The sequence below is a fragment of the Paenibacillus sp. Y280 genome (assembly GCF_056786335.1).
On sequence record NZ_JBXCIW010000030.1, the window covers coordinates 12,311 to 35,441 of the forward strand.

Sequence of the window (23,131 nt, forward strand, 5' to 3'; positions counted from 1 at the left end):
TAGTGATTTTTAGATCTAGGTGAACTTTTTTTAAAAAAAGAGGATATTTCCAATGGAGGGAGAATTATACATATGCACAGAACAATAAACAACTAGAATTGGAATGGAGAGGAAAAAATGAAGAAAAAGTTTTACACTGTTACTATGGCTGCGATGCTATCCATTGCAGCGATTACGCCTTCTGCTTTTGCGGAACAGGCATCATCTGTTAAAGTTCCAGCTTCTTTAAGCGCTGCTTTTGCTGATGATGGGGGAGTAATTTCTAGCTATAAGGAGTATGACACAGGTGTTAATCTAGATGCGCAAGTAACTGTTGTGGAACCAGCACTTGTATCGAAGAATAATACTAAGAATAATTCTCTTATACAGCCACTTGCTGAAGAGCGTCGAGTTTACTCACATACAACTTATACAATTGGGGAACTACAAATAGTAGGTTATATTGTAGGTCCAAGAAACAATGAAAAATTTATTGTAAGCGTGGCAAAAGGTCATACTCAGACTGCATCTTCAGGTGTTACTGTTACCGGAACTTTACAGATATCGGGAAGCTATAATAATAATGTTTTAGGACTTGTTAAAACTTCTCTAAATCTTTCCGCAACTGGCACGGTTTCAAAGTACTATAATACAACTGATGTTTGGACTGGACCATCCGAATCTAGCCCATATAATACACGTGATTATTATGGGGCGATTGACTATGATAAATATAATATTAATGTAGTTCAACGTGATTACTATAATCATTATCTTGGAACAACGTATATAGGCCAAGGATACGACACTTTCAACATTAGTGTGAATAATACGCTGAAACCGAAAAACATTGAATATAGTAGAGACCGAAATATTTAACCAAAAGACGTTTGCACTTCACTTCATGATAGCTATGCTGGTACTAGCGCTTGACCGCTTCATCCTGCGCATTTACACTTGGTAGTGAAGCAGTATGGGTTTGCTGTAAATCAGCTGATAAGGGAAAGAGCTGCTCCTTCGGGGGCAGCTCTTTTTCCGTCTACAGTTCAGATTCCCGAGCCTAGCCTTTTCGCTTCCGTTTTGAGCTGGATATGTGATTTCAGCATCCACCTGCGATGACGTGCCGCCACGATCAGGCAGTCATGGCATAGATGGAACGGCTTATTCGTGTCCTAATTAGTACTCTTTCGTACCGGAAGCATTCTTTCAAGTGATTATTGAGTAAACAATCGGACTCTAATAAACGTTCACTATGATAACCAAATATTTAAAACCTTGTTATGATGGGTTTTTTTCAATCATGCCATCCATGAATGTTTTTGGGGCATATTTGGGGCAAGAGTATATTTTTAAATGACATTTACTGAATGTCGCTGATAGTCATTTTAAAGGAAGCCTTAGAAAAATTAATATATTAATAGGAAGTGATAATTCAGAAATGAGGTATTTCTCAGCCTTCCAAGCTAATAGCGTGGGTTCGATTCCCATCACCCGCTCCAACTATTTAAACCCGAAAGCCTTGCGCAGCAAGGCTTTTTTTGTTGTCTTTTTTAGCAAGGAAATGTGTATAGGTAAACGGACTGCTTTGGTCGGATAAAGCTTATTATATAGATCAATTTAGGCGTGGAGCCTCGGCTGAAATTGTTATTTTTATAAAAATTCGAAAAAGCAGTGAAATCAGCATATTAATAGGAAGAGATTTTTATTAGGCCGAATTGGCTGAGCGCAATCCACACATTTTCATTTACCAAAGATTAATGGAAAATTAATCATCACAAAATATTCATCGACTACTATAAGCTTTAACTTCAAACCCATAGGAGAGTGAGCTTGTCTTGAGGATTTATAGTAAAAGATTGATTTCGCTATTGTTAGCAGTGGAAATTACAATGAGTATGTTGCTGCCCGCGGGACCTGTTATGGCAGCAGACTTGCCGCAATCAGGAACGCCTTATACGGTAGACAACACCTATGATGTTAACGTCCCCCATGTCATTATTAATCAAGTGTACGGCGGGGGCTTGGTCGCAGATACCTCGATTCTTCTCTCCCACGGCTTTATTGAGCTTTACAATCCCACGAATAATGATATCGATCTTTCAGGATGGTCACTGCAATACGCGGATCGGGGCTCCAATGCAACTACAGGACCAACTCTTGCATGGAAAAAGCTTAATCTCACAGGAACAATTAACGCGCATTCGTCTTACCTAATTAAGGGTGCTTCAACAGGTGCGACAAGCCCAAAGGTGAATCTTTCTGCAAAAGGCGACCAATCATGGGACAACCGTTTCATTAATAATAAAGGGCTGAAAGTAGCTTTGATGAGTAATCAGACACTGCTGACAGATGTGAATCCTTTTGTGACAAAGCCGGCTGGTTACGTCGATATGATTGGATCAGGAAGCAATGATTCCGGAAGCGATATTGACGGTTATGAAACCGCTTTTCCATCAGGCTCTGCTGAAGGAACCTCGAAGAAAAAGGCCATTCGCCGAAGCAATTTTACGGATACCGATAATAATGAATCAGATTTTAAACAAATTGACTATGAGGTGGCTATTGGAGAAGCATTGCTTGCGGTATCGCCTCGCAGCGGAACAGACGGTGCTTGGGGACCAGTCGTTGCGCAGCCTCTTGCTATCGCCACAACTTCTCTACCTATTGGTTATATAAACTCACCTTATAACGCAGCTCTTGTGGCTTCTGGCGGAACGGCGCCATACTCATTCGCTGCAGCCGGCCTACCAAATGGGCTTAGCCTAGCTACGAATGGAGCTCTTACGGGAACTCCAACTGCATCTGTTTATGGAGCGCCTATTACCATTACGGTAACGGACAGCACATATGGAACGCCTGTCAAGGCAGACAAGTCCTTCACTCTTACGATCCAAGATAAAATAGTCCCTGCTGAATTTAAAGATACGCTCAATATTACCAAAATCGGAGAGTACTCCATTGGCCTGACCAATAAGGATGGCGGAGTTGCCGAGATCGTCAAATTCAACAAAGATAATGGCAAATTCTATTTGGTTAACGGTTCTGGCAATCCGCCGAGCCTCGATATCGTAAGCTTGGGAAGCGGAAGCGGGACACTGAGCAAGGAAAAGACTGTACTCGTTAAGCCGCTGGCAGAGACGGAAGGCTTTGTGTACGGTGATTTGACCAGCGTAGATATTAATACGGCTACAAAGCGCGTGTCCGTATCCGTACAAGAAGCAGATGCCATGAAGCCGGGTAAAATACTCGTGCTTGATTATGACGGCAATTTGCTTGACTCTTACGCGGCAGGCGTACAGCCGGATATGATTAAATCGACACCTGACGGCACATATATTCTTACTGCCGATGAGGCAGAGCCGCGTTCCGGCGTTGCAGATCCGAAGGGCAGCGTAACGATCGTCAACACGAAGGATAAAACAGTAAAGCAAGTCCTTTTCGATGACCCGTCCGTCATTGAGGATGGTGTGCATATCCGCGGGGCAGTTGACCCTGTAGATGGCAAAATCAAAACCAGCGGCACGAAAGCTGACGCAGTATATGATCTGGAGCCGGAGTATATTAGTTTATCGGAGGATAATAAGACAGCTTATGTGTCTTTGCAGGAGAATAACGCGATTGCTGTAATTGACATCGCAACGGGTAAAGTAACTGCCGTTAAGGCGCTGGGACTCAAAAATTACAACGAAGCCCGCAATGCCCTCGACCTTCAAAAGGACGGTCTGATCAAGCTGGAGAATGTACCGTTTAAAGGCATGTATATGCCTGACGGTATCACGACGCATACCATTAACGGTCAAACCTACTTGTTTACCGCTAATGAAGGCGATGTAACGGAATGGCCTAAGCGTACGAACGGAAGCACGATTGGCGCTTTAAAAGGCAAGCTGGATCCGAATTCGGAAGCAGCAAAATTCCTGAATGGCAAAACCGCCTATGATGGCATTGAAGTGGCCAGCGATATGGGCAACGACAGCATTTATATGTACGGCGGCCGCTCCTTCTCCATCTGGGAAGCAAGCTCGATGAAGCAGGTTTATGACAGCGGCAACGAGTTCGAGGCGATTACGGCTGCGAGGCTGCCACACTCTTTTAACACAAGCAACAGCAAGATAGCGATCGACGATCGCAGTGGCAAGAAAGGCCCTGAGCCGGAAGATATTAAAACCGGTAAGGTTGGCAATAAAATATTTGCTTTCGTGGGACTAGAGCGGATTGGCGGCTTCATGACCTACGATGTAACCGATCCTGCGCATGCGACATTTGCAAATTATACAAACACGCGTGAATTCAAGGACAGTCAAGGCGGGATTAATCTGAATACGGATACGGGTCCAGAAGGCTTGGAATTCATTCCGGCTAATATTAGTCCAACAGGTAAACCATTGCTGCTCGTAGCCTACGAAGTAGGCGGCAAGGTAGGGGTGTACCAACTGGATGTAACGAAAGTAACCGTTGATAAAGCTACCCTTTCCTTGAAAGTGGGAGATGCGGCATCCAAGCTGAACGCAACTGTGGAGCCTGTTGGCGGAAGTGCTGCAACCGTCTTATGGTCGTCCTCCAATAAAAATGTAGCGATAGTGGATGTGAACGGAAACGTACAAGCAGTAGCGGCGGGGACAGCGATTATTACTGCGCTGAGCGCTGACGGCTACGGTTCGGCAGAGACGGTAGTAACGGTATCTGCTAAAATCAGAAATGGAGAAGAAAGCAATTTGAGTACCCCTGCGCCTACTCCGACACCTAAGCCAACGCCTGGTCCAGGCACTTCAGTAAATGCCGATACAGGGAAAGCGGTAACGGTACTTACACCAGTTACGGATAGCGGAGGCAAGACTACCGCTACTGTCAATTCAAGTCAATTGGCTGCAACACTAGCCGCTCTTGATAAAGCTGTGAACGGCAAGCCAGGAACGATTGAATTTAAGGTAGCTCCGAATAATACGGAATCCGCAACGATTCTCTTCGAGAAGGAGACGATTGCACAGCTGCAATCAAGCAGTCTTCAGTCTTTGGACTTGAATGTCGGACTTGGGGTTATATCCTTTGATAAGAAGTCTATTGGAACGTTGACATCGGCAGCAGGGAATACGGAGCTTTCGGTATCGGTCAATAAAACCGATAAGACAAAGCTTTCGGAATCCAATCAGGCAGCTGTCGGCAGCCGTCCGGTATATGATATCGACGTATTGGCAGGCAAAACAGCGATTCACGACTTGAACGGCGGCAGTGCCCGTATCAGCATACCTTATGTGCCGCAAGCAGGTGAAGACAGCCATGCGATTGTTATTTACTATATTGCAAACGACGGAGAGCTAATCGTTGTACCTAACAGCGTGTACGATGCGCAAACAGGCCAATTGTACTTCAAGGTCAGCCATTTCTCCACTTATGGCGTTGGCTACAGTCAAGTGAATTTCAATGATACAGCATCAAGCTTTGCGAAGGATTCCATTGTTTATCTGTCCGCTAGAAACATTATCGGAGGATTGGGCGGGAACAAATTCGCGCCGAAGGCCAATATGACGCGAGCAGATTTCACGCTTATTTTAGCCCGAATTGCAGGCGCTAAGCTCGACAGCTATAAGTCTACAAGCTTTACGGACGTGAAGGCATCCGATTACTATGCAGCATCCGCAGAGTGGGCTTCCGAGAAAGGCATTGCCGGAGGAGTTGGCGGCGGGAAGTTCGACCCTAAGGCTAACATCAGCCGTGAGCAGATGGTTGCCATGATCGCAAGATTCGCAGCCTATATGAAACACAGCTTGCCTGCGAACACAAATGCCCAGACGTTTGCTGACGGTTCATCCATCAGCAGCTTTGCGAAGGAAGCGGCAGCTGCCGTGCAGCAAGCAGGTATTATTAATGGCAAGACTATTGCGAGCAAGGAAGGCAGCTATTTTGCGCCAAAAGATTTCGCGACCCGTGAGGAAGCAGCAAAAATGCTAGCCAAGCTCATTCAATTAATGGCGTAATAAGGTTGCGAAAGGACCGCAGCGTCTCTCACTTAGAGGCGATTGCGGTCTTTTTTTTCAAAACCTGTTTCATCAAATGCTGATAGGGATAATTTACCGTATGAATAGGTTTTGAGAAGAAGCGGGCTCCCAGTAGGGATGGGGCCGCTCCGATTTTGTGAGTATTGGCTTTAGGGCTTCATCCCTGTAGGATTTTGTAGTATGATGGTAGAAGTCAAAAAACGTTCATGTTGTACATGCAAGCTTCCGAAGCGATTTTTGCTTCGCAAAACAAGTAAATGCTTACGGAGCGATCTTTGCTTCGCAAAAATTTAGGAGGAACAGTATGTCGGATCAATCTGCATCTACTTTGACGACAAACCGGCAGCAGGCTAACAATTTGCTGCGACGCGATGTCCGCTTTCTAGGCAACATTCTCGGCGAGGTTCTCGTGCATCAAGGCGGCCGCGAGCTGCTTGATATCGTGGAACGGATTCGGGAGCAAAGCAAAGCGCTCCGCGCTGAATTTGTACCGGAGTTATTCGATCAATTCAAAGAAAACGTATCTTCTCTAAACCCGGAAATTCGTCATCAAGTCATCAGAGCGTTTGCAATCTACTTTCAGCTCGTTAATATTGCCGAGCAAAATCACCGGATTAGACGGAAACGCGATTATGAGGTTTCTGCCGGCGAAGCCGTGCAGCGCGGCTCTATCGAGAGTGCTGTTCAGGACTTGAAGGAACGCGATATCGCGATCGAAGATGTTCGAGATATTTTGAGCAATATTTCGCTTGAGCTCGTCATGACAGCACACCCGACTGAGGCGACTCGTCGTGCGGTGCTTGATATTCATAAACGGATTGCCGTTGATGTGATGGAGCTTGATAACCCAACATTGACGTACCGCGAGCGCGAGAAGTTGCGTGAGAAGCTCATGAATGAGGTTCTTATTTTGTGGCAGACCGATGAGCTGCGCGACCGCAAGCCAACCGTTATCGACGAAGTTCGTAACGGCTTGTACTATTTTGATGAAACGTTGTTCGAGGTGCTCCCTAACGTTTATGAAGAGCTGGAGCGCTGCCTGAGCAAATATTACCCGGATGAGAACTGGCATGTGCCGGATTACTTGCGCTTCGGCTCATGGATCGGTGGAGACCGCGACGGTAATCCATCCGTAACGGCGAAGGTAACTTGGGAGACGCTGACGCTGCACCGCCAGCTGGCGATTCAGAAGTACGAAGAGAAGCTTGGCGAACTTATGGATCTGCTCAGCTTCAGCACAAACCTGGTTGAGGTATCAGACGAGCTTGTGGAATCGCTTCGTTCGGACCGCGAGCATGTTGAGCTGAAATGCGTTGATTTGTGGAGAAATACGAAGGAGCCTTACCGCATCAAGCTTGGCTTTATGCTGGAGAAGCTGGCAAATACGCGCGATGAGTCGCTTAAAGGCTCGCAAATGCGGTATAACCATCCTGAGGAGCTTCGTGAGGACTTGCTTGTTATCGATCGCAGCTTGCGTCATCATTATGCAGATTATGTAGCAGATACGGCGCTGGCTAAGCTAGTTCGTCAGGTAGAGCTGTTTGGCTTCCACTTGATGGCGCTTGACGTTCGTCAGCACAGCCAAGAGCATGAGAATGCGATGTCCGAAATTTTGGCGAAAATGAATGTGGTTGCGGATTATGCATCACTTTCGGAAGAAGAGAAGACAGACCTGCTTCACCAGCTCCTCAACGATCCAAGGCCGCTTACTTCGGGCCATCTGGATTACACGGAATCCACGCGTGAATGCTTGAACGTCTATCATACGATTTACCGTGCGCAGCAAGAATTTGGCGTTAATTGTATCTCTAGCTACTTGATTAGTATGACGGAAGCAGCAAGCGACATGCTTGAGGTTATGGTGTTCGCGAAGGAAGTTGGCCTATTCCGCAAGGAATCCGACGGTTCGATCCGCTGTACGCTGCAATCGGTACCGCTATTTGAAACCATCGACGATCTGCATGCAGCACCTGCTATTATGAAGCAGCTGTTTGAAATGCCGATCTACCGTCAAGCGGTAGAAGCTCGCGGCAATCTGCACGAAATTATGCTCGGCTACTCCGACAGCAACAAAGACGGCGGCGTGGTTACAGCGAACTGGGAGCTGCGCGTAGCGCTTAATGACATTACGGCTGCGGGCAAAGAGTACAATGTAAAATTGAAATTTTTCCATGGTCGCGGCGGAGCGCTTGGCCGCGGCGGAATGCCGCTTAACCGCAGTATTCTTGCACAGCCGCCACACACGGTTGGCGGCGGCATCAAAATTACCGAGCAAGGCGAGGTTCTTTCCTCTCGTTATTCGATGCAAGGCATCGCTTATCGCAGCTTGGAGCAAGCCACTTGGGCGCTTATTACGGCGGCTCGTCTGGCGAAATATCCAGAGCAGGCTCCGCAAGCAGAAGCCGAGTGGGATGATATTGCACGATCGATTTCCGAGACTGCGCTTGAGAAGTATCAGGATCTTATTTTCCGCGATCCGGATTTCTTGACGTATTTCAAAGAGTCGACACCGCTGCCTGAGGTTGGCGAGCTGAACATCGGTTCTCGTCCGTCCAAGCGCAAAAACAGCGATCGCTTTGAGGATTTGCGTGCAATTCCTTGGGTGTTCGCGTGGACGCAAAGCCGTTACTTGCTGCCAGCTTGGTATGCTGCGGGTACCGCGTTTAAGCAGTATATAGACCAGAACGAGAGTAATCTCGAAACGCTTCGTACGATGTACGAGAAGTTCCCGTTCTTCCGCTCCCTTATCGATAACCTGCAAATGGCTCTGGCTAAAGCAGATTTAGTCATCGCGAAGGAATATGCGGATATGATTAATGACAAGACGATCCGCGATCGTATTTTTGAGCAGATTGAGCAAGAATACAAGCTGACGTCTGAGCTTATTCTAAGCATCACAGGCCAAACGGAAATTTTGGATAACGTTCCTGTCATCCAAGAGTCGATCCGTTTGCGCAATCCGTACGTTGATCCGCTCAGCTACATGCAAGTGCAGCTCCTAACCGAGCTTCGCGCACTTCGTGATAATGAAGAGGATGATCCGGAGCTGCTCCGCGAGGTGCTTCTCACGATCAACGGAATTGCAGCCGGCCTACGGAATACAGGCTAACAAACAAGCTTGCCGCTTGGCGAGCATGTCCTATCGCAAAGCCAGTCATGGTGTACACCGTGGCTGGCTTTTTTTTTGCGCTAGAAGTAGCGGTCCTGTCGCCGTTCTTGACCAACCATCATATGCTGAAGATAAACACGTTTAATTCCATGCAATTGGTTGGGATTAACCTTTTGAAGGGATGTGCGAGGCGATGGGGAGAGAATTTATCGATCTATTTGACGACTGGGCAGATCATTATGAGCTTACGGTGCAGGGGCAGGATAAGGAATACATGGAAGCATTTCAAGGCTATGATGCCATCCTCGATGCGGTAGCTGAGCGTGCCTATGGTACAGTTCTTGAGTTTGGAGCGGGAACAGGCAATTTGACTGAGAAGTTACTTAAGCGGGGTGCTAGCGTGTATGCCGTAGAGCCGTCGGTTGGGATGCGGGGGAAATTTGAGAAGAGAGGCTTTGAAGCGGTGCTTCTAGACGGTGACTTCCTCCAGTTTCCGTTGATTCCGGATCAGCTGGATACCATCGTGAGCACGTATGCCTTCCATCATTTGACCGATGCGGAGAAGGAGCAGGCTATCGCTTGCTACAGCACGCTGCTTGGAGCGGGCGGACAAATTATTTTCGCGGATACTGTCTTTCGGAACGAAGAAGCTCGTAAGCAATTTGAATCCGATGCAGAGCAAGCAGGGTATTTGAAATTGCTTCATGATTTGCAAAGCGAATACTATACGACGCTGGACGTTCTCGAAAAGATATGCAAGGACTATGGCCTCGCGGTTTCTTTTCAACAGCTTAATCGTTATGTCTGGCTGATGCATGCGAGAAAGGAACCCACCTAAAGCAGAGCATTATCGGGTACTGGTCTTTGGCAAATGAGCACTGCTGGAGTAAGGCTGCGTTATGCTGTGCAGGGTTATTTTGACGAAAATAGTAAAGTTCCGCATACAGTTATTCAAAATAGGGCCGATTCTGAGAGGCTAAGCAACGTTTTTAGTTGCAAAAGTTGCAATGAAGACGATTGGCATGAGCTTATCATCCTTAGCTCTATTTTCTTATGTTCATTTATAGCCCGCTTAAGTTTCGTTTAAGGTATATCCTGCATGATAGGTACATAGGAAAGACACCCACCTGCATTAGAGAGGATGATTGCAATGAACGAGGAAAACAAAGGCGCGAATGCGAACAACGATACTTATACAGCGACAAATACTTCCCATACATCGAACCAGTCGGACCAGTCGGACCAGCATAATCCAGCTTCCGTTACTACTTATGTCTATGAATCTAGCAAATCAACAAATGACCTTAGAGCCTCTTACGAGAAGGAGCTTGGAATTCAAATGGATAGGCGTATGCCGGACGAAGACGGAGGAAAGCGCAGAAAACGCTCGGCAGGAGGTTCGGCAAAAACGTTGATTGCATCGTTTCTGATCGGTGCGATCGTCATCGGCGGCTTCTCTTATCTGGCGGATAAAAATAATCTGTTCAGCGGAAGCGGGCAGGCGCAGCAAAGCAGCGGCCCGAGCATAGTAAGCAACTCAGCACAGCAGGATGCCGGTTTATCTACCGCTTCGCTCAGTACGAGCGATGATATCGCTTCTATCTATGAAGCAGCAAGTCCAGCCGTGGTGAAAATTGAAAATTACGCTGAGCCGGCTCGCTCATCCTCGATGTTCGATGACCCGAGCTTCCGTCAGTTTTTTGGCGATGATCAATCCGGCATTGACGGGCAGCAGCAGCAGGAGGAAAACAGCCCGCAGCTGCAGCTTGCCGGCTCGGGAACCGGATTTTTCTTTGAACAGGACGGATTCATTTTAACTAACGAGCATGTCATTGCGGATGCGAAGGAAGTTAAGGTAACCGTTCAAGGATACGACGAGCCGCTGACAGCAAAGGTGCTTGGCTCGAGCTACGAGCTGGACTTAGCGGTTCTGAAGGTGGAGAGCCCGGACGGCAAAGCGTTCCCATCCCTCAAGCTTGGCAGCTCTGATGAAACTCAAATCGGCGACTGGGTTATTGCGATCGGCAACCCATATGGCTTCGACCAAACGCTTACGATGGGCGTGCTGAGTTCGAAGGAGCGTCCGATTACCATTGCCGATGAGCAAGGCGAGCATGAATACAAGCATTTGCTGCAAACGGACGCTTCCATCAATCCGGGGAACTCCGGCGGACCTCTCCTTAACGAGCATGGCGAGGTCATTGGCATCAACACCGCTGTTAATGCAGAGGCACAGGGTATCGGCTTCGCCATCCCGACAACGACCATCAATCAGGTGCTGGACAAATTGAAAACAAATACTTTGTAAGGTTAAACGAAATATGACGAACAGAAGGTTTGGGAGCCGCATGCTTCTAGACCTTTTTTCATGAAATACAGTGGATACTAGGCGGAAGTCGAAGCGTCAACTAGCCTTAAGTCGATTGTTGGCACTGTGTCAAACGTTTATAATGGGCAAAATGATTAGTACGCACGGGAGGTCGGCAGCTATACATCGACTTAAATCTTGTTGGTGATGAATCATTAGCGCTGTGTTGGGCATATTTGGCTTTTGTCTAATAAACGTATTTCATTCATTAATTTTGAAGAAATTGGTTGCTTTATTCTCAATTGTCTTGCTTTTTCAGTTCATGTGGATTACGATTTTTTTTAGAGTGCTTAAGGATTAAATATTGGACTTTACATCAGCAGAATTTTGCGATTTATGACGTTATGGCAGGTACGCTGCCCGCTTCCAGTTTGTTCGAACAGAATCGTTTCATAGAGATTGATATCGCAGCAGGTCTTATAAAGCCTGGTATCGGCGTTACATACAGTTTGTTTTTGTTTCTCACAAGCAGTTTGCAGTCGGAACGAACGGAAGGTCTGGAGGAGTTAAGGTGAATGTATTGGAAGCACGCCTGGCGCGACTTGCGCTCAAAGGCGATCAGCAGGCATTTGCTGAACTTGTAGACCTCTATCAAGATAAGCTCTTTCATATGGCATATCGGATGTTAAACAGCCGCCAGGAGGCGGAGGATGTCGTTCAGGACACCTTTCTACGAGTGTACAAAAATCTGGATAGATACGATGATACGTTAAAATTTTCGACATGGATTTACAGGATCGCCACGAACCTGTGCATCGATCGGCTGCGTAAGCGCAAGCCGACTTACTCGCTTGACGCCGAGTCGACCGAGCATGAAGGACTGGATGGCTATTCGATGATTCCCAGCGATAATCGGACTCCGGAATCGGAGCTGCTGCTATCGGATACGCAGCAAATTATTCATGCAGCTATCGCATCGCTCCCCCCGAAATATAAGAGCGTAATGACGCTTCGCTATATGAAGGACCTTTCGTTGCAGGAGATTGGCGACGTGCTGGACATGCCCGTAACGACGATTAAGACGCGCGTTCACCGCGGCAGGGAGTTTCTTCGGAAGAAGCTCGAGCACAAATTGTAGGATGAGCCGATGCCTAACTTTTTTGATTTCGAAAAAAAGTGAAACATCCCCTCTTTAGCTACGTATCCTAATAGCGAGAAAAGAACTTAATGCGCGAGCAATTGAAAGAAAGGACTGGCTGCTATGAATTGCAACGTCGCCATCGTATGGATGCATGACTATTTGGACGGCGAGCTGCCCGTAGAAGATATCCTTACGTTAAAATCTCATTTGCTTTCCTGTCCGGCTTGTCGCAGTCGGTTTGAACAGCTCCAGAAGACGGACGCCGCGGTGTTCCATACTGTAGAAGCGATTAAGCCTGCCGCGGAATATGACAAGAAGGCATCGGAGCTATTAACGCAGCGGATTATGCAGCAGCTGCCGAAGAAACAGAGCAAGCAGATGAACCGGATCGTACGCTTTATTTATCGCTACCCGGGTGTGACCGCTGCTGCCGTATTTGTACTCGTTATGCTGGGAAGCTTCTTTACCATGTGGGAAGAGGACACCAAGCTTATCGTAGCAGGCGAGGATCTTCAGCAGGTCATTATAGAAGGAAACACAGTAATCGTGCCGGAAGGTGCCCATTTAACGGGAAACTTGACGGTAGAAAACGGAATTGCTAATGTAAAGGGCGAGGTAGACGGCAACGTTACCGTAATCGACGGCACTCTGAACTTAGCTTCCACTGGTCATATTGCGGGGCAAAGCAGAACCATTGATCAAGCGCTCGACTGGTTCTGGTATAAGGTGACGCAAACTTTTGGCGGAAACACCCGTTAATGGATGCTTGCCTCCCTCTCGCAGGGAGGCTTTTTTTTATTTTTTTTGAAAAAAAGGATTTCCAATCCCACTTCTAGAAAATAATAAAGTTGAAAACCAATATAGACAAGAATAAGGGGATCGGCTGTTGGGGGTTGGGTAAATGAGTTATTTCACGGATTCGACTTGGCATGACTGGTTAAAGGACATCATCGATGTTGGCATAGTCAGTTTTATCATGTATAAAATCATTTTGCTCGTGCGCGGAACCCGAGCGGTTCAGCTGTTGAAAGGGATATTTATACTCGTTGCGGTATGGGCGCTAAGTACCTGGTTTAATTTGTATACGCTGAAATGGCTTATGAATCAGATGTTTACATTAGGTATATTGAGTGTGCTCATTATATTCCAGCCGGAGCTCAGGCGGGTGCTTGAGCAGCTGGGACGCGGGAATCTGTTTGCGCGAGCCTATTCACTTGACCGAGATGTCGTTAATGAGCAAATTGACGGTGTCATTAAAGCTGTTCGTTTTATGGCAGAGCGCAAGATCGGAGCGCTGATCGTATTCGAGCGCAGCACGGGTCTTAGTGAATTGATTGAATCAGGTATCCGAATGGAGTCGAAAATAACATCGGAGCTGCTTATTAATATTTTCACGCCGAACACACCGCTTCATGACGGTGCGGTCATTATTCGCTCCAATCAAATTATGGCGGCAGGCTGTTACTTGCCCCTTTCGGAGAATCCTTTTATAAGCAAAGAGCTTGGTACCCGCCACCGCGCCGCTATTGGGGTAAGCGAGGTAACGGATGCTATATCGGTTACCGTATCGGAAGAAACGGGACAAATATCCTTATCCCTCGGGGGCATGATCGTGCGGGATATTAAAGAGGAGTCGTTAATTTCCAAGCTATTCGATGAGCTGACGCCCAAGACGAACGGACGCATGAAGGAACGCGTTACAGTGTCGTCGCTTTGGAAGCGGAAAGGAGGCCGTAATGGATAAATGGCTTAATCACCCTACCGCGCTCAAAATCATTTCCGTTATCGTTGCCATCCTGCTCTGGGCCGTCGTTCATATTGACCCGGACACCTCGCCGAAATCGGTAACAACAACAAATGTGGATACAAAGACAATAGAAGCATCTGTTATTACAACAGAGGGCCTGGATACCGACAAGTATATACTTTCCGCCATGGAGCCTACTGTTGTAAGGCTTAATGTACAGGGACGGCTTACCGATCTGCTCAAAAATTCCTCGCTGGATGATTATGTGGTAAAGGTGGACTTGAAAGGTGCGAAAGCAGGCATGCAGGAGCTCCCCTTGACCGTAGACTTGCCTAGAGGGATTCAGCTCGTCGATATGTCGCCGCGTACCGTTATGGTGCAAATCGAGGAGATATTGACGAAGCCATTCGAGCTTCAGGTCGTTACCGAAGGAAATCCTGCGGATGGATATGTAGTGGGGGCATCAACAATCGTAGCGCCAACGCCAGCCGTTCAGGTTACGCTGCCTAAGGATGATATGAGCAGAGTCGGGCTGGTAACGACGGAGATTAACATCGAGGGCGCGGATAAAACCGTTGTGAACAAAAAAGCTAAAGTTCTCGTATATGATACAGACGGCATAGAAATGACGAATGCAATCATTTTACCAGAAACGGTGCATGTCGAGGTGAAGGTAACGCCGCCATTCAAAAAGCTGCCTTTGCAAGTTCGTTATACCGGCACATTGCCTGATGGGCTAAGTCTAGTGTCCGTTAAGCCGGCGATCGATCAGGTGACCGTGTACGGGGAACAGAAGGCGATAGATGAACTCAAGGTCTATGATGGCGTCGTACTCGACCTATCGAAGGTGAAGCAGTCAGGCAGCATACAGGTGAAGACGGTGCCAATCGATGGCATCAAATCGATTGATCCAGACGAAGTAACGCTCGAGGTTGTTGTAGCGCCTAATATTACGCGAACCTTTTATGGATTGCCTGTCAAGATTGAGGGGCTGGCAAGCGGTACATCTGCTATTATTCGTACTCCAGCGGACGGCAAATTTGATTTGACCGTCAGTGGAGCAGAATCGGTGCTGTCCTCGCTTAAGGCAGAGGCTATATCGATTATTGCAAATACAGAGGGACTGGCGCCAGGCTTGCATGTCGTAACGCTTCAGGTCGATGTGCCTGCTTATGTGTCAACGGTTCTTACTGAAGGGCAGACATTGACCGTGTCCATCGAAATTATCGACGATGCAGCTACAGGGTCCGAGCAAGACAACGCAGAGGAAGTTGGAGGAACTCCGACAGAGGAGCCTCCAGCCTCTACGCCTCCGCCGCCAGAAACCGGTGAGGAGAACGGCAATGGCGGCGGAAGCGCAGGAGGCAGCCCAACAAATACGAATCCTTAGACAATCAAACAGAATGACCATATTATAAAGAACGCAGCATATTACAAAGGAGCATTTTTAACTATGGGGAAATATTTCGGTACTGATGGTGTGCGGGGCGTAGCCAATCGCGAGCTTACACCAGAACTGGCTTACAAGATCGGCCGCTGTGGCGGCTATGTTTTGACACATAAGGCTAAGAAGCCTAAGGTCGTTATCGGCTTGGATACGCGTATTTCCGGTCCGATGCTGGAATCAGCGCTAATCGCAGGATTATTGTCGATAGGTGCAAGCGTAGTGCGTCTTGGCGTCATTTCTACGCCTGCAGTTGCTTACATTACACGTGAATTAAACGCGGACGCGGGCGTTATGATATCCGCATCGCATAATCCTGTAGAGGATAACGGCATTAAATTTTTCGCTGGCGACGGCTTTAAATTATCGGATGATACCGAGCTCGAAATCGAACGATTGATTGATGCACTTACAGATGAGCTGCCACGCCCTGAGGGTGGCGATATCGGAGCGGTATCAAGCGATAAAGGTGCTAAGCAGCGTTATTTGGACTATTTGAAAACAACGATCAAGGGCGATTTCAGCGGCATGAAAATCGTACTCGACTGCGCGAACGGCTCCGCCTATGAGCTGGCTCCTTCCGTGTTCCGCGAGCTTGGTGCGGAGATTATTACGGTAGGCGCAGAGCCGGATGGATTGAATATTAATGCAGGCGTCGGTTCGACGCATCCCGAATATTTGCGTGAGCAGGTACTTCAGCATGGCGCGGATATTGGGCTTTCTTTTGACGGGGATGCCGATCGGTTGATTGCGATTGACGAGAAAGGCGAAGAGGTGGACGGCGACTTTATTTTGTGCATTATTGGCGATGCGATGAAGCGGGCCGGCAAGCTTAAGGAAGATACGATCGTAACGACAGTTATGGCCAACATCGGCTTCTTCAAAGGCGCGGAGCGTATCGGTCTGAAAACCGCGCAGACGGCAGTAGGTGACCGTTACGTGATGGAAGAAATGCGCCGCGGCGGCTTCAACCTTGGCGGAGAGCAATCCGGCCATGTTATTTTCCTAGATCATATTACGACAGGCGACGGTATTCTGACAGCACTGCAGCTTGTTGATACACTAGCAGCTTCTGGCAAAAAAATAAGCGAGCTTAAAGAACTTATGCGTAAATATCCGCAAAAGCTCGTTAACGTTCGTGTCGCGGACAAAAGCTTATACCAAGGCAATGCAGCTATCGAGGAAGCGGTTAAGCGCGTAGAGCTTGAGCTTGGCGATAACGGCCGCGTGCTTGTTCGTCCATCGGGTACGGAATCCTTGATACGCGTAATGGCGGAAGGGCCGGAGAAGGAGCAGGTCGAGGCTTACGTGGCACAAATTGCTGATGTCGTTAAAAGTGAACTAGGTTAATGATTCAATATGGTGTCGAAAGCTTGTCGGATCTTGTTGCTGACAGGCTTTTGCTGCACTATTTTGGAAAATGAGCTTGGTTATTTTCATGGAATGGTTGCACGGCCGCCAGAAAATGAATATGATAGGTAGTATGATTCTAGAAGGAAAGCGAGGATAGAGGTAATTTAAGCAAGTTAAGCGCCAGAGCTTGCGTGATGAATGACTCGTTGTAAAGCTGGGAAGATGAGCTTGAAGCGGGTGTTCATACGGGAAGCTGACGAGGTGAAGGTGTTCGAAACATTCGGCGGGGACCTTCCGGTATTTGCAAGCCAACCGAAAGCTGTTGCGTAAAACGGCCGGGCGACCGGTCATACAATCGTGCAGCAGGCTGCTTATTTTTTATGCAATTATCGATTACTCCCGTATGTCCAAGATGCCACCAGTGGGGTGGGCACGGGCAAAGGGGTTACATTTTCCGCAATAATGGGAACTGATCTGTGACAACTTCATATTGCCTGTGCCACACATTGGCAGGCATCCGACAAGGACGGGAAAATAACCTTATCGGAGGCCTATTAAATTATGTGTGGAATTGTAGGATATATTGGTAAACGCGACTCTCAGGACATTTTGCTCGAAGGATTGAAGAAGCTGGAGTACCGGGGTTATGATTCCGCTGGTATCGCTGTCTTCACGAAAAACGGGCTGGAAATTACGAAGTCCAAAGGTCGTTTGGCGAATCTTGAAGGCTTGCTGCGCGAGGAGCCGCTTGAAGGCTCTGTCGGAATTGGCCATACTCGCTGGGCAACGCACGGTAAACCATCTGATGTGAACTCGCATCCGCATACGGACAACACGGCGAAATTTTCCGTTGTTCATAACGGGATCATTGAGAACTATTTGAATTTGAAGGAAGAATTAATGCAAAAGGGGCATATTTTCGTATCGGAGACGGATACGGAGGTCATCTCCCATCTTGTTGCTGATGAATATAACGGTAATATCGTGGAAGCCGTTCAACGCGCGGTTAAGCGTATGCGTGGAGCGTTTGCGCTTGGCGTATTGACGGAGTTTGAACCTGAGCGTCTTGTAGCTGTTCGCTTTGCAAGCCCGCTCGTCATCGGTGTAGGTGAAGGTGAAAACTTCATCGGCTCGGATATTCCGGCCATTTTGGAGCATACTCGCAACGTATACATTTTGAACGACGGCGAAATGGCAATCCTGACACGCGATGCTGTCGAAGTGATGACGACTGAAGGCGAAACTATTTCCAAGGAAATATTTCATGTCGATTGGGATCTGGTAACGGCGGAGAAAGCCGGATTTGATCACTTCATGCTGAAGGAAATCCATGAGCAGCCAAGAGCGTATCGCGATACGATGATGAGCCGTATTTCCGAAGACGGCAAATCTGTTGAGCTCAAAGAGCTGGGTATGACAGCTGAATATATTAAATCGATTCGCAAAGTACAGATCGTGGCATGCGGTACGGCTTACCATGCAGGTCTTGTCGGCAAATCGGTCATTGAATCGCTTGCACGCATCCCGGTAGAGACGGATGTTGCATCCGAATACCGTTACCGCTCGCCAATAGTAACACCAGATACGCTGGTCATCGTTGTAAGCCAATCTGGCGAAACGGCTGATACGCTAGCAGCTCTGCGTGAAGCTCAGCGCAACGGCGCTCGCGTGCTAGCCATTACGAACGTAGTAGGAAGCTCGGTAGCTCGTGAGGCAGACCATGTACTTATTACTTGGGCTGGTCTTGAAATTGCGGTTGCTTCGACAAAAGCATACACATCGCAGCTGATCGCCTTTTACCTATTTGGCTTGCACCTCGCTGGCACGCTTGAGACGAAAGAGGCTTCTTATATTGCCGAAGTCATCGATGCTATGCATGAGCTGCCTGCTCAGGTAGAGAGCATTCTAGAGCAAGCGGCTGTGCTTAAGCAGGTTGCTGAATCGATCTCGCACCACAAGCACCTGTTCTTCATCGGCCGCGGCGTTGACTATGCTGTCGCACAAGAAGGTTCGCTAAAGCTGAAGGAAATTTCGTATATTCACTCCGAGGCCTATGCGGCTGGAGAGCTGAAACATGGAACGTTGGCGCTTATCGAGGAAGGTATTCCCGTTATCGCTCTTGTAACGCAAGAAGAGCTGTACGAGAAAACGCTTAGCAACATCAAGGAAGTTAAAGCGCGCGGCGCTCATGTCCTTGGTATCGCAAACGTAGGCACGGAAGACGAAGTCATGAAGTCCGTCGACGAGCTATTCGCCATTCCGAAGACGCTGCCGATCCTGTCACCGGCGCTGTCGGTTATACCGCTGCAGTTGATCTCCTACTATGCTTCGCTTGCTTTGGAGCATGATGTGGATAAACCGCGGAATTTGGCTAAGAGTGTTACGGTGGAGTAGGGGGGTTGGGGGTAGGGGAAACATTTGTCAAAAGAAAATAAAGTGTTAGACTGAAAAATAAAGTATTAGACTAGGAAAATAAAGTATTAGACTGAGAAAATAAAGTTGTAGACTGGGAAAATAAAGTATTAGACTGACGGAATTGGCCATACTGCTACTAGGAGCTCTACTACTGTCTACAGAATCGACATCCAGAATAAACAACATGACTCTATTTGAGGCTGCCTTCGGGTGGCCTCATTTTTTTTGAATTTCATTTTGGGGGTGGTTCGTAATGGCCAAACGGAAACGGGAGATCACTGAAGCAAAGATAGATCGCTTTATTAGAGAAGGAAGAGGTCAGGGAACAGGCAAAGATTATCTTCCATGGCTTCGGATTCAGGATGTTCCCTCGGATGGCAGAGCCACTCGTGGTGTAGGCTGGACAACGGGCAGAAGGCATGAGCTTCTTTCAGATATAGAACGTGATTATTGCTATCTATTGGATTATTCAGATAATGTGTCGGATATTCGTGAGCAGTTCCCTCTGCTTCCGTTGGAAGAAACTAAGTTGATAGCAGAAAAAATAGGCGTAAAGCACCCTGCTGATCCGAAAACAGGCGTGGACATTGTAATGACAACTGACTTTCTTATTACATATAAGGATAAGCACTACGCAAGAACGCTTAAGCCATTTTCGGAATTAGAAAATGAGCGAACAATCGCAAAATTTGAAATAGAGCGCGTTTACTGGGAAGAAAGGCATGTAGACTGGGGAATTATCACCGATCAAGACTTGCCGGATGTTCTAATTAGGAATATTGAATGGATTCATAAAGAGTACCACAACGATGACGTCTCTGAATTAGGAGGATTCGTTATCAATAATTTACAGCGAATGCTTTCAACCCGTCTGAATTCCGGTGAGGCTATTTCCAGAGCTTGTTCATTCTGTGACGAACAACTTGGATTAGAGCTAGGAACGTCTTTGGCACTTTTTCGTCATCTTTTAGCACGTAAAATATGGTCTGTAAATATGAATGAAAGAATCATTCCAACGAATGCAGTGAGAGACTTCATGATAAATGCAGCAATAGAGAAACTAGCGAAAGGTGGTTGAAAGACATGCAATCACTCTATGAAAATATGGTTGTGGAATGGAAGATGTCTGATTCTGAGGATCGTTTTGTAGAACGTATAGTATGGATTTCACCTGTCGAAGATATTCTTTTTAGTATTGCGATGGGCGATGAAAAAGCTTTCCCTATTATGAAAACTTACTCTGAGTATATAGCAGGCTTTGAAGCAGAACTGTTAAAACAGATTGATTGGGTTAATGATAATGTTCCCCTATTAGATTCTAATATTGATAGTGAACATATAAATATTCGTGATAAATCATGGGATGCTATTAAGGATATAGTGCATGATGAGCCAAGTTGTTTTGAGAAGGGCTTTAGGGGATCTCGCATCAAGGAAGTACAAGAACGTACAGGACTTCATAAAAGTACGATCTATCGTTATTTGCGTAGATATTGGCAAGGTGGCAAGATGAAAAATGCATTATTGCCCCATTTTAATAATTGCGGCAGCCTCGGAAATGATAGAACACCTAAGGAAACTAAACGTGGCCGTCCAAGAAAATTTGAAGATGAACCTGTTGGGATCAATATTGATGAGGATATCAAACAATTGCTGAGATCAGGTATTCGGTTGTTTTACAACAATAAGGATAAATCTCCACTCAAGCATGCCTATCAGAAGACACTTGAAAAATTCTTTGCATCCGGTTTTCGTCAAAGCGGACAGGCAGTCGTACCTGTACTTCCTTCTCCAGATCAGTTGCCAACCTTCGGACAATACAAGTATTGGTTCAAAAAAGAAATGGATCTGGAGGATACGCTTAAAAGCAGACTAGGTAAGAAGAGATTTGCATTAGATTATCGCCCCATTCTCGGTAGTTCTACTTATGAAAGCTTTGGTCCTGGTTCCAGATTTCAAATAGATGCAACAGTAGCGGATGTTTATTTGGTCAGTGAATATCGACGTGAATGGATTATTGGTCGCCCCATTATTTACATTGTTATCGATGTTTTTAGTAGATACATTGCAGGAATATACATTGGCCTTGAAGGACCAAGCTGGATCGGTGCAATGATGGCATTGGCCAATACGACAACCGACAAGGTAAAGTTCTGCGCACAATATGGTATTGAAATTGATCCGGAGGATTGGGTGAGCAGTCATTTACCGCAAAAACTAACGGCAGACCGCGGGGAACTTGAAGGAACCAAGCCAAGCCAACTGATTGATGTTCTGGGCGTTGATATAGAAAATGCTCCTCCTTATCGGGCAGATTGGAAAGGAATTGTTGAGCAACAGTTCCGATTAACGAATCTGCGAAGCATACGATTTATTCCTGGAGCAATTAAAGAACGTTATAGAGAGCGTGGAGAACGGGATTATCGCTTGGATGCAAAGCTGACCCTTCGTGAGTTTACTCAGATTATGATCCATAACATTCTTTATCATAATAATGATCATCATATGTTGTGGTATGACCGGAACGAATTCATGGTGGCTGATGAGGTTACGCCTATCCCGAGGGATTTGTGGCATTGGGGGATTGTTAATCGTAATGGGCGTCTGAAAAAACTGCCGGAGCATATCTTAAAGTTGAACCTAATGCTTCAAGGTGAAGCTACCGTTACTGCTGCAGGAATTCAGTTCAAGGGCGTGCATTACGGATGTGAATTAGCGATGCGAGAGCAGTGGTTTATAAAGGCAAGAGCAGGCAAAACGTGGAGGGTAAAGGTATGTTACGACCCGCGTTCTACTAATGAAATTTATTTATGGCTGGATAAGGGGCACCAATTCGAAACATGTACACTTCTTGAGCGGGAAGAAAGATATCTTAATAAAAGATTTGAGGAAGTAGAAGATCTGTTAGAGATTGAGAGATACCAAGGAAGGTATCAGGATGTGAATAATATGCTGTCCAAAATCGAGCTTGATGCTCAAACGAAGGCAATTGTTGAAATGGCAGCTAAGAAAACGAATGAAGCCATTCAACAAAGCGAAGAAAGTAATAATCAACGTGTGAAAGGAACCAGACAGCGTCGTACCAATGAAAAACTTGAAAACCGCAAACATGAAGCTTTTCAGTTATCCGATCAAGGTGCTGCGTCGAATGACTTAACCAATAATGTAGTTCCTTTAAAACGCGATGATGCTGCTGAGAAAAAACAAACGTATATCCCTCCTGCAGATAAGCTATCGAAAATAAAAGCGTATTTGCAGGAAGATGGTGATGAAGAATGAGTGAGTTTGATATCCCGTTGTTTCAGTTCAGTCGCGGTGAGTTTGTAGAAGCGGACTACCAAGATCCTTTATTGGAGGATTATAGGAATAATCCATTACTAGAAGCACTCCCACCTATCTGGGATGATCAAACAGTAGTGAAAAGCCTGTCTTCAAGTCCGATTTTTAATCCTTCAGAACGTAATTTGCCGGTTCATCTTCGCATGCATTGCGTTCAGAGGATTTCAAGGGATTTCTTTCGGCCGCTATCCAGACATTTAGAATTGCAGCAAAGCCTCTCTAGACTGATTAGAGACGGCTATGTGGGGTGAAATCCACTAACCCCTAATTATGCATTTAGAGCCCGTAAAGACGCGTATG

General features: G+C 46.7%; 14 protein-coding genes. All 14 read left to right on the top strand.

The genetic code is table 11. From position 1 onward, the window contains the following. Positions 1–117: 117 nt before the first annotated feature. The 14 genes from AC1TPC_RS24535 (at position 118) to AC1TPC_RS24600 (ending at position 22,771) form a co-directional block, all read left to right on the top strand. Complete coding sequence (locus tag AC1TPC_RS24535) at positions 118–858, top strand: hypothetical protein (protein WP_482069365.1); 741 nt, start codon at positions 118–120, stop codon at positions 856–858. A 1,010-nt stretch (positions 859–1,868) separates the two neighbouring features. After that, positions 1,869–5,954, top strand: a complete 4,086-nt coding sequence (locus tag AC1TPC_RS24540; protein WP_482069366.1) for a choice-of-anchor I family protein — start codon at positions 1,869–1,871, stop codon at positions 5,952–5,954. A 325-nt stretch (positions 5,955–6,279) separates the two neighbouring features. Further along, complete coding sequence (ppc, locus tag AC1TPC_RS24545; protein ID WP_482069367.1) at positions 6,280–9,084, top strand: phosphoenolpyruvate carboxylase; 2,805 nt, start codon at positions 6,280–6,282, stop codon at positions 9,082–9,084. A 193-nt stretch (positions 9,085–9,277) separates the two neighbouring features. Continuing rightward, a complete protein-coding gene (locus tag AC1TPC_RS24550) occupies positions 9,278–9,922 on the top strand; it encodes a class I SAM-dependent methyltransferase (RefSeq protein ID WP_482069368.1) in 645 nt (214 codons plus the stop codon). Positions 9,923–10,234: 312 nt separating this feature from the next. Further along, positions 10,235–11,392 carry a S1C family serine protease gene (locus tag AC1TPC_RS24555; protein WP_482069369.1) on the top strand — a complete coding sequence of 386 codons (1,158 nt, stop codon included), beginning with the start codon at positions 10,235–10,237 and terminating at the stop codon, positions 11,390–11,392. A gap of 571 nt (positions 11,393–11,963) precedes the next feature. Continuing rightward, positions 11,964–12,530 (top strand): RNA polymerase sigma factor SigW, encoded by a 567-nt coding sequence (sigW, locus tag AC1TPC_RS24560; protein WP_482069370.1) that lies wholly within the window; start codon positions 11,964–11,966, stop codon positions 12,528–12,530. A 123-nt stretch (positions 12,531–12,653) separates the two neighbouring features. Continuing rightward, the gene (locus AC1TPC_RS24565) at positions 12,654–13,292 is read left to right on the top strand and encodes a zf-HC2 domain-containing protein (protein WP_482069371.1); all 639 of its coding nucleotides are present in this window, start codon (positions 12,654–12,656) and stop codon (positions 13,290–13,292) included. A gap of 142 nt (positions 13,293–13,434) precedes the next feature. Further along, on the top strand, positions 13,435–14,277 hold the full coding sequence (cdaA, locus tag AC1TPC_RS24570; RefSeq protein WP_482069372.1) for a diadenylate cyclase CdaA: 843 nt from the start codon (positions 13,435–13,437) through the stop codon (positions 14,275–14,277). Beyond that, positions 14,270–15,670 (top strand): CdaR family protein, encoded by a 1,401-nt coding sequence (locus AC1TPC_RS24575; RefSeq protein ID WP_482069373.1) that lies wholly within the window; start codon positions 14,270–14,272, stop codon positions 15,668–15,670. The genes cdaA and AC1TPC_RS24575 overlap by 8 nt, the downstream gene beginning before the upstream one ends. A 63-nt stretch (positions 15,671–15,733) precedes the next feature. Next, positions 15,734–17,074, top strand: coding sequence for a phosphoglucosamine mutase (glmM, locus tag AC1TPC_RS24580; RefSeq protein WP_482069374.1), 1,341 nt, complete (start codon positions 15,734–15,736; stop codon positions 17,072–17,074). Positions 17,075–17,275: 201 nt separating this feature from the next. Further along, positions 17,276–17,407: a hypothetical protein gene (locus AC1TPC_RS24585; RefSeq protein ID WP_482069375.1), complete on the top strand. Its 132-nt coding sequence runs from the start codon at positions 17,276–17,278 to the stop codon at positions 17,405–17,407. Positions 17,408–17,638: 231 nt separating this feature from the next. After that, complete coding sequence (gene glmS, locus AC1TPC_RS24590; protein ID WP_482069376.1) at positions 17,639–19,471, top strand: glutamine--fructose-6-phosphate transaminase (isomerizing); 1,833 nt, start codon at positions 17,639–17,641, stop codon at positions 19,469–19,471. A 274-nt stretch (positions 19,472–19,745) separates the two neighbouring features. After that, positions 19,746–20,570 carry a TnsA endonuclease N-terminal domain-containing protein gene (locus tag AC1TPC_RS24595; protein ID WP_482069377.1) on the top strand — a complete coding sequence of 275 codons (825 nt, stop codon included), beginning with the start codon at positions 19,746–19,748 and terminating at the stop codon, positions 20,568–20,570. 5 nt (positions 20,571–20,575) lie between these two features. Then, a complete protein-coding gene (locus AC1TPC_RS24600; protein WP_482069378.1) occupies positions 20,576–22,771 on the top strand; it encodes a Mu transposase C-terminal domain-containing protein in 2,196 nt (731 codons plus the stop codon). Positions 22,772–23,131 lie beyond the last annotated feature (360 nt).